At 61.9% G+C, this 14,409-nt stretch carries 8 protein-coding genes; 1 reads left to right on the top strand and 7 read right to left on the bottom strand.

All coding sequences use genetic code 11. The features are described from left to right. Nucleotides 1-10: 10 nt before the first annotated feature. Complete coding sequence (locus DYL61_RS22460; RefSeq protein ID WP_135310147.1) at nucleotides 11-1,528, bottom strand: CoA-acylating methylmalonate-semialdehyde dehydrogenase; 1,518 nt, start codon at nucleotides 1,526-1,528, stop codon at nucleotides 11-13. A 132-nt stretch (nucleotides 1,529-1,660) separates the two neighbouring features. Here DYL61_RS22460 and DYL61_RS22455 point away from each other — a divergent pair, with 132 nt between their 5' ends. Then, entirely contained in the window at nucleotides 1,661-2,608 is a 948-nt protein-coding gene (locus DYL61_RS22455; protein WP_135310146.1) for a LysR family transcriptional regulator, read from the top strand. A 142-nt stretch (nucleotides 2,609-2,750) separates the two neighbouring features. Here DYL61_RS22455 and yfiB read toward each other — a convergent pair whose 3' ends face one another. The 6 genes from yfiB to recC all read right to left on the bottom strand — a co-directional run bounded on the left by yfiB (nucleotide 2,751) and on the right by recC (nucleotide 14,319). Next, entirely contained in the window at nucleotides 2,751-3,242 is a 492-nt protein-coding gene (gene yfiB, locus DYL61_RS22450) for an outer membrane lipoprotein YfiB (protein WP_105700128.1), read from the bottom strand. Nucleotides 3,243-3,246: 4 nt separating this feature from the next. Continuing rightward, nucleotides 3,247-4,509, bottom strand: a complete 1,263-nt coding sequence (gene dgcN / locus DYL61_RS22445; RefSeq protein ID WP_135310145.1) for a diguanylate cyclase DgcN/YfiN — start codon at nucleotides 4,507-4,509, stop codon at nucleotides 3,247-3,249. Beyond that, complete coding sequence (gene yfiR / locus DYL61_RS22440; RefSeq protein ID WP_135310144.1) at nucleotides 4,506-5,081, bottom strand: regulatory sequestration protein YfiR; 576 nt, start codon at nucleotides 5,079-5,081, stop codon at nucleotides 4,506-4,508. The genes dgcN and yfiR overlap by 4 nt, the downstream gene beginning before the upstream one ends. A gap of 69 nt (nucleotides 5,082-5,150) precedes the next feature. Beyond that, on the bottom strand, nucleotides 5,151-7,199 hold the full coding sequence (gene recD, locus DYL61_RS22435) for an exodeoxyribonuclease V subunit alpha (RefSeq protein ID WP_135310143.1): 2,049 nt from the start codon (nucleotides 7,197-7,199) through the stop codon (nucleotides 5,151-5,153). After that, the gene (gene recB, locus DYL61_RS22430) at nucleotides 7,196-10,870 is read right to left on the bottom strand and encodes an exodeoxyribonuclease V subunit beta (protein ID WP_135310142.1); all 3,675 of its coding nucleotides are present in this window, start codon (nucleotides 10,868-10,870) and stop codon (nucleotides 7,196-7,198) included. Before recB ends, recD begins: the two co-directional genes overlap by 4 nt. Further along, entirely contained in the window at nucleotides 10,867-14,319 is a 3,453-nt protein-coding gene (gene recC / locus DYL61_RS22425; RefSeq protein ID WP_135310141.1) for an exodeoxyribonuclease V subunit gamma, read from the bottom strand. The genes recB and recC overlap by 4 nt, the downstream gene beginning before the upstream one ends. Nucleotides 14,320-14,409 lie beyond the last annotated feature (90 nt).

Below are 14,409 nucleotides of genomic sequence, written 5' to 3'. Positions count from 1 at the left end.
TCTCCCGGAATCAGCGCAGGTTGATGGTGGTGTTGACGCCATCGTTGACCGTGTCGTCATCGAACCAGCGGCTGGTGACGGTCTTGGTCTGGGTGTAGAACTGCACCACTTGCTTGCCGTACGGGCCGAGGTCACCGAGCTTGGAGCCACGGGAGCCGGTAAAGCTGAAAAACGGCACCGGCACCGGGATCGGGATGTTGATGCCGACTTGGCCTACATCGATTTCGCTCTGGAATTTACGCGCCGCCGCACCGCTTTGGGTGAACAGGCCCGTACCGTTGCCGAACGGGTTGGCGTTGACCAGGGCGATGGCTTCGTCGAGGGTGGCGACTTCGATCACCACCAGCACCGGGCCGAAAATTTCCTGTGTATAGATTTGCATATCGGTAGTCACGCCCGAGAACAGGGTCGGGCCAACGAAGTTGCCGTGTTCAAAGCCCGGCACCTTGATGTCGCGGCCGTCCAGTTCCAGCTTGGCGCCTTCTTTCACGCCGCTTTCGATCAACTCCAGGATGCGCGCCTTGGCACGCTTGGAGATCACCGGGCCGACATCCGTGCCCGCTTCACTGCCCGCATTGACCTTGAGCTTCTGCGCCAGCGCCTTGAGGTCCGGCAGCCATTGCTTGGACGCGCCCACCAGCACCACCACCGAGGTGGCCATGCACCGTTGACCCGCCGCGCCGAAACCGGCGCCGACCAAGGCGTTGAGGGTGTGTTCGCGGTTGGCATCCGGGAGCACCACGGCGTGGTTCTTGGCACCCATCATCGATTGCACGCGCTTGCCGTGTTTGCCGGCCAGGTCGTAGACGTGGGTGCCGACAGCGGTCGAACCCACGAAGGACACGGCTTTGATGTCTTTGTGGGTGCACAGCGCATCCACCACGTCCTTGCCGCCGTGAACCACGTTCAGAACACCCGGAGGAACGCCCGCTTCCAGCGCCAACTCAACCAACAGCACAGTTGACAGCGGGTCCTGCTCGGACGGTTTGAGGACGAAGGTGTTGCCGCAGGCAATCGCCATCGGGAACATCCACAGCGGAATCATCGCCGGGAAGTTGAATGGAGTAATCCCGGCGCACACGCCGATGGGCTGGCGCAGGGTGTAGGTGTCGACGCCACCGGCCACGTTCTCGGCGAACTCGCCCATCTGCAAGGTGCCGATGGAGCAGGCGTGCTCGACCACTTCCAGGCCCCGGAAAATATCGCCTTCGGCATCGGCGATGGTCTTGCCTTGCTCATTGCTGAGGACCACGGCAATGCGCTTGGAGTGTTCGCGGATCAGGGCTTGCAGCTTGAGCATGATGCGCATGCGCGCGCCGATGGGCGTCAGCTTCCAGGTCTGGAAGGCGCGGTGGGCGGCGTCGATGGCGGCGTTGACTTCATCGGCGGTGGCGAACGGGACTTTGGCCAGCACTTCTTGGGTGGCGGGGTTGACGATGTCTTGCCATTCGGTGGTCCTGGACTCGACCCACTCGCCGTTGATCAGCAACTTGACCTGCTGCACGGAAATATCGGCAGATGCGTTCATGTGGTCTCCAAATCTTATAGTTATGCAGAGAACCAAGGCGTTGAATCGCCTTGAAGAATGAGGCGTTCGGACTGTTTTTGGAGTATAGATGTGCAAACTTCTAATAAGAACGCACATAAAATCCGGTCCAATATGCAAAAAAACATCACATCACTGGGTTCCCTGAACTGGGATGACCTGAAGTTTTTCCTCGAAGTGGCCCGCACCCGCAAGGCCAGCGTCGCGGCCAAGCGCCTGGCGGTGGACTACACCACCGTGTCGCGGCGCATCAGTTCGCTGGAAGTGTCCCTCGGTACGTTGCTGTTCGAAAAATCCCGGACCAACGGCTTTGTCCTCACCACCGAAGGCCAGCGCCTGCTGGGCTATGCCGAGTCCATCGAAAGCACCCTGCACATGGCCTGCGAGCAGGTGTCCGGCTCCGGCGTGGCGCTGTCCGGCCATGTGCGCATGGGCTGTACCGAGGGTTTCGGCAGCTTCTTTGTCACCCCGCAATTGAGCCATTTCGTCGACACCTACCCGGCGATCTCGGTGGATATCCTGCCGCTGCCCCACTTCATCAGCCTGTCCAAGCGCGAAGCCGACATCGTCATCGCCCTGGAACGCCCGGAACACGGGCCGTATGTGTGCTGCAAACTGTGCGACTACAAGCTGCAGCTGTACGCGACCCAGGAATACCTCGACCAACACCCGCCGATCCAACGCCCGGCGGACTTGGCCGAGCATCCGTTTATCAGCTATGTGGATGATTTGGCGTTCAGCTCGGAGTTGCTGTACTTGGCGAACGTGGTGCCCGGCGCCAGCGCCAGCTTGCGCAGCACCAGCGTGATTGCGCAGTACGTGGCGGCGCAACAGGGGCGGTCGATGGCGATATTGCCGTGTTTTCTGGCGGCGCAGGATCCGCGGTTGTTGCCGGTGTTGGGGGAGGAGATAACGATCACTCGCCAATTTTGGATGTACTGCCGCGAGGATCTGAGGAAGCTGAAGCGGATCACCCTGTTGTGGGACTACATCCGTGAAGTGACGGAGCAGAACCAGGGGTTGTTGATGGGGGAGACGCGGGAGATGCGGTTTGCCGACTAGCCCGCTCTAATGTGGGAGGGGCGGTGCGACGATCCCCGATAGCGGTGGGGCAGCTTGTATTGGTTGACTGACACACCGCCATCGGGGGCAAGCCCCCTCCCACACTTTGATTGCATTTCAAGTCAGGATTGGGTGAAACCGGTCAGTCCGACATCACCACAATCGACACCCGCCGATTCTCCGTACGCCCCGCCGCTGTGGTATTCGGCGCCACCGGCTCGCTGCTGCCCAGGCCGCGCAACTGGATGTTTTCTTCTTTCATGCCTACGCCTTTCAACACCGCCGCCACGCTTTTGGCACGGCGCAGGGACAGTTGCTGGTTGTAGGTTTCCTTGCCGGAGGCGTCGGTGTGGCCGTCCACGCGCACGCGTTCGATCCCCACGCCGAGCAGGGCCTTGCCGATGCGCTCGACGATGTCGGTGCTGGGTTTGTTGAGTGACTCAACGTCACTGCCAAACAGCACTTTGCCGGAGAGGCCAAACGCCCAGCCTTCGTCGGTCAGTTCAAAGCCCTGTTGCTTGAGGACGGCGATCTGCGCCGGAGTCAGGCCTTTGGGGGGCGCGGTCTGGCAGCCGCCGAGGGCGAGCAGGGCCACCAGCAAGGTGATAAACATAAAACGCGCGGTCGAGAACAAGGGATCAACTCCTGTGTTGAACGTTGACGACGGGAGTCTCCGACTCCGCCGTGTGCTGGCCACCCGAGGCCAAACGCTTGGCCTGGTACATCGCCGCGTCGGCGGCATTGAGCAAGGTGCCGGGGGTGGCGCCATGATCGGGGTAGAGGGCGATGCCGATACTGAGGGACGTCAATACCTGGGTGTTGCCGGGCACGGGGATCGGCTGGTCCATGCTGGCGATGATTTTGTCGGCGATGCGCTGGGCATCTTCGACCTTGTGCAACGGCGCCAGCAGAATGGCGAATTCATCCCCGCCCAGGCGCGCCACCAGGTCATCTTCACGCAATTGCGCACGCACGCGGTCGGCGACGGCCACCAATACGGCGTCGCCGGCGGCATGGCCGAAGTTGTCGTTGATCTCTTTGAAGCGGTCGCTGTCGAGGTACAGCACCGCCAGTTGCTCCCGGGCCTTGGCAGCGCTGCGCAAGGCACGGATCAAGCGGCCTTCGAAGAAGGCACGGTTGGGCAAGCCGGTGAGGCTGTCATGGTTGGCCTGGTGCGCGAGGGTTTCGTTTTCGCTTTGCAGGTGGCTTTGCCAGGCTTCCATTTCGCCGAGCAAGGCGTTGAAGTCACTGCCCAGGCTGTGCAGTTCGGCGATTTCTGCCGGTGGTACGCGACGGTCAAAATCACGCTCGCTGCGCGCGGCGTGGGCGACGGCGGCAAGGCTCTGTAATGGACCGGTGATACCGCGCAACAGACGCCGCGCCAGAATCAGCGCAACCCAGGCGCTGAGGGCGGTGCAGATAAGGATCCCGGCCAACCCGCTAAGCAGGAAGCGCAACAGGCTGCCGCCATGGCCAGTCAGGTGGATACTGCCGATGGCTCGGCCCTGGTGGAGGATCGGTTGGTCGATAGGCTGTTCGAGCAGGGTATGCGCCAACGCCAGTTCGACGCGCGACAGCATGCCGTTTTCAGGGCGCGTCCACTGCGCAAGCATTTTGCCGTCGGCGTTGAATACCTCGGCCTGGGCTACCTCTTCGGTGGACGCGATCAGGCTCAGGGATTCGGTGGCCGCCGCACTGTCGTTGAACACTACGGCGGCTTCAACGGTGTAGTTGATGGAGCGCGCGATCAGGTGCAGGTTGTGTTCGGCGTACACCCGCAGCGCGAGTACACCGAGCAGGGTCAAGGACACACTGGCCAGAGTCACCGCCACCAGCGCCAGGATCAGGTGCCCCCGGCCAATGACCGAGCGCAAGGTCGGTCGCACTTTCACGGCGCTCATGAGGCAGGCGCTCGACGACGGGACAGTTGCAGCACGCTCGGGTGAATGCGCACGCCGCTGCGGGCCACGGAGTCGAGGTTGACCTCGAACGATACCTGCTCATCGCCTACCCGCAGGCAAAACAGGCTACCCACGGTGCACTGGTCGCCGCCTTCGCTGATGCTGAGTACCGGGTGGCCGATCAACGAGGCGAACAACTGGCTGCGTTCATCGGCGGTGAGTTTGCCGATATACACCGCGTCGCACGCCTTGACGATGTCCGGGTGATCCGCCAACAGCCGCTGCACCACCACCGGGCGGCCGGTGGCTTGGGTGGTGCCCTTGATCAAGTCGTCGGTGTATTGGGTCGGGCCGACGATGCACAAGCGCAACTGCGCGGGCTCCACCGGCCAACGGGCATAACTGAGAATGCCCAGCACCACCTGCGTGACCGCCTGGGCACGGTGATCGGCCATGCCTACCGGGTCGGGCGCTTGTGCGAAGGCACACGGCGCAACCATCGATAGAAGCGCCATCAGCAGCCTGCGTCTCCAGCTCAAACTACGCTCTGTGGGCGAGACAGCCACGTTCATGCAGCGATTCTCTCAGGTGTTTTAGGAGTGATGCCGCAACGATAGCACAGCGTAAGATTTTTCTGACTTCTAACCCAACTCCAGCATCAACCCACTCAGGCGTTTGACCTTGCGCCGCACCGCTTCCTCAAACACACCGCCACGGGGTTCGACCAGGCTGAACCAGCGTTTGGCCCGGGTGATACCGGTGTAGATCAGCTCTTTGGTCAACACCGGGTTCAAGGCATCCGGCAGGATCAACGCGGTGTGGGTGAACTCCGAGCCCTGGGACTTGTGCACGGTCATGGCATACACGGTTTCCACATCATTCAGACGGCTGGGCAGCACAAATCGCACGCCGCCCTGGCCGTCGTTACGTGGGAAAGCCACACGCAACACCTGCGGGCCGCCGTCGCTTTCCGGCAGTTTAAGGGCGATGCCGATATCACCGTTCATCAGGCCCAAGCCGTAGTCGTTGCGGGTCATCAGCACCGGGCGGCCTTCGTACCACTGCTCGTCTCCTTCGATCAGGCGCACTTTGCGCAGGGCCGCGGTGATGCGCAAGTTCAGGCCTTCCACGCCCCACGGGCCTTTGCGTACGGCGCAAAGCAGTTGGAACGCATCGAAGGCTTGCAGCAATTGTTGCGCCCAATGCGTCCAGGCGTGATCGTCGCGCGGCGTGTCGAGGGTTGGCCGCGCACTGTGCAGCAGGTTGAGGTAATAGCGATAACCCTGGGCGCCATCGCCCTGCCCGTCCAGTACCAGGCGCTCCAACGCGTGGTCGTGTTCACCCTTGAGGCTGACGCAGAACAGGTCATCGTGACTGCGTGCGGCCAGTAACTTACGGGCTGCTTCGGCGTTCTGCTGGTTGACCCAGCGTGCCAACTGGCCAATGCCGCTGCCTTCGCCGAAACGCCGCGAATAACGCAGCATCACCACTTGTTGGGCCAGAGGATGGGTGCCGTCGAGGTCTTCTTGCAGTCCGCTCGCGCCGAGGTCTTCGCCGCTGACGGCTTGCAGCCACTGGCGCGTATCAGCGCTGTACCAACCCGCCTCGGCGTCGCGGCATAAGTCGCCCAATACGGCACCGGCCTCCACCGAGGCGAGTTGGTCCTTGTCCCCCAACAGCACCAGTCGGGCATGAGGTGGCAAGGCGTCCAGCAGGTTAGCCATCATTTCCAGGTCGATCATCGAGGCTTCGTCCACCACCAGCACATCCAAAGGCAACGGGTTGCCGAGGTGATGGCGGAAGTGACGAGTACCGGGACGGCTACCCAGCAGGCGGTGAACCGTGGTGACCTGGGTCGGGATTTTTTCCTTCACGCTGTCCGGCACAGTCAACGACTGCACTTGCTGGCTGATGGACTCGGTAAGCCGCGCGGCCGCTTTGCCGGTAGGCGCGGCAAGGCGAATGCGCAACGGGCTGCCGGCTTCCACGGCAGGTGCTTGCAGCAACGCCAGCAAGCGCACCACGGTGGTGGTCTTGCCGGTGCCGGGGCCGCCGGTGACGATACTGAAGGCGCCGCGCGTGGCCAGGGCACAGGCGAGTTTCTGCCAGTCGATCACCCCATCGGGCGGCGCTTGGTCGAACAGGCTGTTCAGGCGCTGGGGCAAATCGGCCGCGACGGTTTCCTGGGTGGCAAGCCGCAACCGCAGGGCGCTGTCGATGCGCCGCTCGTAGGTCCAGTAGCGCCGCAAGTACAGGCGTTTGCCGGACAACACCAGAGGGCGGCTTTGGGCAGACTCACTGGCATCTGTGGCCAGCGCGACCAGACGACTGGACGCCAGCGCCTCGCACCAGTGAGCGCCGTCGAGGCCATCAAGCAATTGGGACGGCAGCAACATGGCGCCGGTCTGCAAATCACCTTCGGGCGGCAAGGACAGCGCAAAGTCCGGCGCATTGAGGGTTTCGAACAGGTCGAGGCACACGTGGCCGTGGCCCAATTGGTGACTGGTCAATGCTGCCGCCAACAGCACCAATGGGTCAGCCTGCGGGTCAAGCTCATACAGGAAGCCGACGAAGGCCTTGTCCAAGGCCCGCAGCCAGCCGCGGTCAACCCAACGCTCAAGCAATTGCACCAAGTCGGCTGCACGACTGAGCGGGGCCAGCTCATCAAGCGGCAGTGGCGACAGGCTCATAACAGCACTCCTTGTTCCCAGGCGGGCTCAACCTTGGGCGGGATGGGTTTGCCTTGGAACAGCAAGTCCAGGCCTTCGATCAATTCCCGTGGCGGCCGGGTGAAATACGCGCCTTGGCTGACGGACTGCGTACCGCGCAAGAACAGATACAGCGCACCGCCGACATGCCGGTCGTAGTCGTAATCCGGCAACCGGGCCTTGAGCTGGCGATGCAGGGCCAGTAGGTAAAGGACGTATTGCAGGTCGTACCGATGATCAAGGATCGACTGTTCCATGGCGTCCTGTGTGTAGGCCGAATCGTCAGGGCCGAGCCAGTTGGATTTGTAGTCGGCCACGTAGTAGCGCCCGTCATGCTCGAAGGTCAGGTCGATAAAGCCCTTGAACATGCCGTTGAGCAGCACCGGTTCGGCGGCGACGCGGGACACGCCGTTGTGGGTGTACTGACACACCAGTTTGTCCAGGGCCAGCACATCGACTTTGTGGCTGGCGAACCAGAACTCCATTTCGATCTGGTAATGCTGCAAATCGCTGAGGGCAACCTGATCGTTATCCACCGGCAATGGCGTTTGCAGCAAGTGGCCCAGCCAGCCGCTGAGGGTGGTGATCCAGCCCTCCCAATTGCGGCGGTTACAGCGGGCGCCTACGGCTTTCTCGATGTCTTGCGGACTGACAGTGAAGCCCTCCCCGCCCGCCCATTCCAGCAAGCCGTGGAGAAAGGTGCCGGGATTCGGCCCGCGTGGGAAACGGTGAATATCACCGCCGGACGCTGCCACTTCGCGCGGTGCGTCGGGGTCCAGGCGTTCGTCATCGAACAGCTTCTGCGCCTGGGGGCTTTCGGGGGCTTCAAGGGTCGCGGCGCTCATGCTGTCGCCGATGCGCAAGGCGCTGTAGGAGGCGATCCACCAGTTTTCGGCGGCCTTGCGTTTGGGCAGCAAAGGCGCAAGCAAGGTGGCTTGGTTACGCGGCGGGTGGAACACGGTGTCTTGTGCATCGGGCACCTGTGCGTAATGGATGGCCGGGCAGCCGTCCTGCAAGTCCAGCAGCCAGCGTGCCAGGCCGGCGGACTCACCCAGTGAAGCGCCGAAGCCGAGCAGGTAGCCCAGGGCTGACAGATGCAATACCGAACTGTTGCTGTTGCCGCGCTTGAGGTCGGCGATGCCAAGCCAGCAGGCGTGTTTGGCGCGGGTCAGGGCCACGTAGAACAAGCGCAGGTCTTCGGCGAGACGTTCATCGTCGGCCTGGGCGATCAGTTCGGCGGTCGGGCGCAGACTGACTTGGGATCTACCGTTTTCGTCATGGTAGTGAAGGGGCAATCGACTGCCGTCCACCGGTTTGGCCGAGCAGATGAAGGGCAGGAAGACCAGGTCGTACTCCAAACCCTTGGATTTGTGGATGGTGACAACCTTGACCAGTTGCTCATCACTTTCCAGGCGCAGGATCTGTTCCTCGCCGGCCTGGCCCGACAACGCCAGGTGTTCGGCAAGATGCCGAATCAAGGCCTGTTCGCCATCTAGCTCCGATGCAGCCTGTTGCAGCAGTTCACTGAGGTGCAGCAGGTTGGTCAGCACGCGTTCGCCATCGCTGCGGGCAATCAGGGTTTGCGGCAGTTTGAAGTCGTGGAGCAGGCGACGCAGCATCGGCAGCACACCTTGGGTGCGCCAGATCGCACGGTAGCCACGGAACTGCATTACGCGGCTTTCCCACGCCAGTTCGTCCTGGTTCAGACGCTCAAGTTCGGGCAGTGACAGGTTCAGGGTGACGCACGCGAGGGCGGCGCGCAGGGGGCGCTCCACATCCGGCTCGGCACAGGCTTTGAGCCAGGCCAGCAAGTCGTGGGCCTCCTGGGCGGCGAAGACTGAGTCTTTATCGGACAGGTACACGCTGCGCACACCACGCGCGGCCAGTTCGGCGCGCACGGCCTGAGCTTCCTTGCCGTCGCGTACGAGGATGGCGATGTCTGACGGGAGTACGCCGATAAAACTGTCGTCAGGCTGTAGGAAACCGGCACGGCCCTGTTGTCCGCCGTTGAGCAATTCAACAATCTGCGTGGCGCAAGCGCCGGCCAATTGCTGGCGATACACCACGTTGGAGACCGGCTGGTCGGTGGGCAAGTGCCAGAGGTTCATCGCAGGCAGCGTTTGGCCATCAACTTGCAACTGCTCCTTGCGGCCTTGGGACAGCACCGATTGGAACGGCACCGGATTTGTCCCATCCGGCTCGCGAAACAGGAATGCACCACGGCCCGTTTCCGCACGCTGGAACACATGGTTCACCGCCTCGACCATCGCATGGCTGGAGCGGAAGTTGGTGCCCAAGGTGTGGTGACGACCGGTGGTGGACTGGCGAGCGCGCAGGTAGGTGTAGATGTCGGCACCACGGAAGGCGTAGATCGCCTGCTTGGGATCGCCGATCAGGAACAGGCCACTGTCGAGGTGGTTTTCTTCGATGCGGTAGATGCTGTCGAAGATGCTGTATTGCACTGGGTCGGTGTCTTGGAATTCGTCGATCAGCGCCACGGGGAATTGCTCGCGGATCACACTGGCCAGACGCTCGCCGCCCTCGGATTGCAGAGCGGCGTTGAGGCGGATCAGCATGTCGTCGAACCCCATTTCGGCGCGACGGCGTTTTTCCTCTTCGAAGCGTTTGCCCACCCAACCGGCGGCGTGTTGCAGCACGGCGGCGTCGGGGGTTGGCAGTGCGTCGAGTGCAGCCTTGAGGCCGGCCATTGCGTCGATGCCAGGGTGGTGCGGCGGCTCGCCCTTCCAGGCTTCGGCCATGCCGTCGGGCGTCAGGCGGGTAAAGCCGGTGCCGATGTCCAGTTGTTCGAGGGATTCGTCCGCAGCCCAGGCGCTGATTTTTTCGAACCAGGGCTCGAAGTAGCGCGCTTGCATCTTGCGCCCGTCGACGGCTTTGGCGGCCACGGCTTGCAGGCAGATATCGCGCAGCTCGGCGGCCCATTGCAGCCAAGGGGCCTTGAGTTGTATCAGCGCTTCACGGCGTTCTTGCAGGCAAGCGTTGATCAGCTCGGCCGGTTCGCGGGTTTCATCGGTTGGCCGATCACTGCCGAATAGTGCGCGCACTCGAGGCATCAACGCTGCCGGACCGCCCCAGTTGTTGCGCACCCAGTTCAGCGCATCGTCGTGCATCGGGTAGCAGAACAGCCGCCAGTAGTCGCGCAGCACTTCGCCGAGCAAGTCACTGTGGTCGGTTTCCAGGGTTTGGGTGAACAAACTGCCGCTGTCGAAGGCGTGTTCGCGCAGCATACGCTGGCACCAACTGTGGATCGTCGAGACCGCGGCTTCGTCCATCCATTGTGCGGCGATGTCCAGGCGGTTGGCACAGGCGGGCCATTGATCCTGTGGATATTGGTCGCGCAGGTCGGTGATCAGCGGGTCGAGTTTTTCGATTTCGCCACGGAAGAACCGCGCGGCTTCGGCCAAACGGATGCGAATGCGTTCACGCAGCTCCTTGGTGGCCGCGTCGGTGAAGGTCACGACGAGGATTTGCGGCGGTAATAATTCGCGGCCAAAACCGGACTCATCGCCGCCGTTTCCGAGTACCAAACGCAGGTACAGAGCCGAAATGGTGAAGGTTTTGCCAGTGCCGGCACTGGCTTCAATCAGTTGGCTGCCTTTTAGCGGGAAGGCCAGCGCCAAGGGTTTGCTGCTCATGCGCCGGCCTCCTCGCTAGTCAGTGATCGCCAAGGGGCGTTGATCAGGGGGCGATACAGGGTTTCGCACCAGCCTTCGAACTCTTCGCTGTCGATGAGTGCCGCGTAGTCGGGGAACTGGCGGGTGAGCGCTGGGGTTTCACGGCGCTCGCCATCGGTGTTCACCCCATCACCTTCGTAGGCTTTCTGGGCCGCAGCGTGTGCCTTGGCTGGATCGGTTTGACCGAGCCAGGCGAAGGCGGTTTTAACGGCCACAGGCAGCGGCGTGTTCATCCCGGAATGCCAGGCCAGCAATAGGTTGCCGAGGATCTCTTTCGCAACGGCGTTATCCAATGGGGACAGTAACAATGTGTCGTCGCTGGCAACCAATCCTGTGCTCAACGGCAGACCGCAGGCGCAGGCGACCACGTGGTTGACCCAAGGGCGAATCAGGCGATGCCATTTGCGGCTCTTGATCGATCCAATGCTGTTGGGGATGGTGGTCACACTGAGCAATCCTCCATCACTGCGCTGATGCAGGCCGCTGATCCAGCCTTCCAGCTGAACCCCCTGATGCTCAAAACTGATCGGCTCGCCCCCTGTGTGTGGGGTTGGCCAGAGGGCAAGCAGGTGTTGATAGCGCTGTAACAGATCCGGCAAGGGCTCGATCAATTCGTTGCGCAGGCACTCACCGAAGCCAACCATGGGCAACAGGCCACTGCCTTGCAGGCGCCGGGCCTGGGCATTCAGGGCCTGATCGAGGTGTTCGGGCTGGCTCAATGCGGCGTTGAGCAGGCTGTCACTCAGGCTGTAGCGTTGCAAGGCATCGAGGACGAAAGGCTCTTCATCGGCCAAAGGCGCTTCGGCTGCCTCGAAGAACACTTTCAGACGTTGGCTGAAGAAATGTTTGACCGGGTTGCGCAGGAAGTCCTGCAATTGGCCCAGGGTCAAGGGCTCCTCTTGCAGGTGCTGCGGGAGTTGATCGTCAGGTGGCGTCGCTTCCTGTGCTTCGTGGAGCAACTGCCACTCGCGGGCGTAGCTGAACAACGAATCGCCCTCGTGGAAGTAGCGGGCACTGAAGGGTTGCAGTGGATGTTCCTGGGTCATGGCTTCGATCAGCGGTTCATCACTGTTTGTGGGGTGCCAGCCACTGGCGAGGTGATCGCGCAGTTGACCGATCAGCACCGAGGCCGGGCGATCACTGTTGTCACGGATGCTGCGCCCCACCCAACTGATGTAGAGCTGATCGCGGGCGGAGAGCAAGGCTTCCAACAGCAGGTAGCGGTCGTCTTCTCGACGTGAGCGGTCGCCTGGGCGGTAGTCGCTGCCCATCAGGTCGAAGTCCAGCGGGGGTTGGGCGCGCGGGTAATCACCGTCGTTCATACCCAGCAGGCAAACCAGTTTGAACGGGATCGCCCGCATGGGCATCAGGGTACAAAAATTGACAGCTCCGGCGAGGAAGCGTTGGGACAGACGACCTTGATCCAGTCCCGCCAGCCAAGCTTCACGGACCACGGTGAGCGGTAACTCATCCTGTAGTCCCACGGACTCACAGGTTTCGAGCCAGGTTTCCCTGAGTTGTTCGAGTTGGCCGAGCAGGTAGTCGTCATGCTCACTACTCGGCAGGAAGAACAGTTGCATCAAGCGTTGCAAGCGTTCGCCCCAGGTTTGAGGCACGGCGGGTTGGGACAGGGCTTGGTGTGCGTCATTGAGGGCGTCGAGCAAAGCGACCAGTGGGCCAATAAGCGCAGCATCAAGGCCGCCGATTTCGTCGTAAGGTTCGATACCGTCACAGGCGGCACCGGTGCCGACCGCATAGCCCAACAGCATCCGACGCAGGCCAAATCGCCAACTGTTTTGCTCCAGTTCACCCGGTAGGCCAAGGCCGGCGCGCTGCTCGGCATTGAGGCCCCAACGGATACCGGCGCCTTCGATCCAACGGTGCAGCGTGGGCAGGTCGCGCTCCTTGATGGCGAAACGTTCGCGCAGGGCTGGGACGTCGAGCAGGTCGAGGATCTCGCTGACCGGAAAACGACTGTCCGGGAGTTTAAGCAGGTGCTCGACGGCGATGAGCAAAGGGTCGCGACCGCGCTGGCCTTGGTCAGTAAGGGTGAACGGAATGAAGCGTGGGTCGCTTCTTTCCAGCTGGCCGAATACAGCACGAATGTGCGGCGCGTAGCTGTCGACGTCGGGAACCATGACGATGATGTCCCGAGGACGCAGCGTTGGGTCGGCGCTGAAGCGTTGGAGCAGTTGATCGTGGAGAATTTCCACTTCGCGCTGGGCGCTGTGGGCGATGTGGAAACGGATGGAGGTGTCCTGCTCCAGATCGACGGCGGGCCAAAGGTCGCGGGTTTCGTTGAGGGGGCGCAGTTCGAGGATATCGTCCTGGAGCTGGTTGAGCAGCGTGGTGGGCTCACTGTCACTGAACAGGTCGATGCGCCCATCACGAAAAGCGGCGCGGTAGCTATTGGGGTCGTCGTAGCTGTCCAGCAGGCTGATGTAGTCGCGACCTTGCTTGCCCCAGGCGGCCAGTAACGGATGGGCATGCTGATGCAGGGTTTGCGGGTCGATAGTGACCGGCATACCGGCCTTGCGCGCCTGGCGCTTGTATTCGTTACGCAGTAGGTCTTTGTCGGCCACGATATCGGACCAGTGGTGGCGGCAAGGGTTGTGAACGCACAGCAGGACTTGGCTGAATCGGGCAAGCCCCGCGAGCGCCTCCAGTGCCTGCGCAGGCAATGAAGATATGCCGAAAACGATCACCCGGGATGGCAACCCCGTCGGTGCTTTCTCAAGAGCATTGATACGTTCGATGAAGCGCTGGTGTACGCCGGCGCGGCTTTCGGCCATGCCCTCCTCCCCCACATCCAGCAACAGTGCGCGCCATAATTCGGCTTGCCAGCAGTTGGCTGGATTGAGCGGTTTTGACTCGCCACGACCGTTGCGCAATTGGTGACGGCCTGCGGCCCAGTCTTCCAACCAGTCTGCGCGGTAGACCTGATATTGGTCGAACAGGTCGGCCAGGCGTTCGGCGAGTTGGTAGCGTTTGCGCAGGTCGCTGTCATGGGTAAGGAAGCGCTGCAACGGTTCAAAGTGGGGTTGGTCGATAAGCTCCGGGAGCAGACGCATCAGACGCCAGGTCAATGGAGCCTTATCGAGCAGGGACTTGGGCGGAATTTCGTCACGGCCCAGGACCATACGATAGAGCTGCCACATAAAGCTGCCAGGGAGTTGCACATCGATTGCCGCAGCAATGCCGCAACCGCCCATGTCGTCTTCTTCCGGGTCCTCGGCGAGAGCCAACTTGAGCCACTGGGCAATGCCGTTGCTTTGTACGAGAGCTATTTCGTTTTCCAAGGGCGCCAGTGGGTAGCGACGCATCCAACTGACCACCAGGCTGCGCAGCTCGTCCAGGCGGTTACCGTGAACCACCATGAATCCAGCACTGAGGGACGTCGCATCCGGCATAACGGCTTCCTTGGGAAAAGCAAAATCGAGGGAGCGACTTTAGCATTGTGGGCGATGACTGTTGACGGAGAACTGTCTCACTTTTCTCGC

It is taken from the genome of Pseudomonas nabeulensis (genome assembly GCF_004682045.1).
Taxonomy (GTDB): domain Bacteria; phylum Pseudomonadota; class Gammaproteobacteria; order Pseudomonadales; family Pseudomonadaceae; genus Aquipseudomonas; species Aquipseudomonas nabeulensis.
This window is presented reverse-complemented; position numbering and strand designations above follow the sequence as displayed.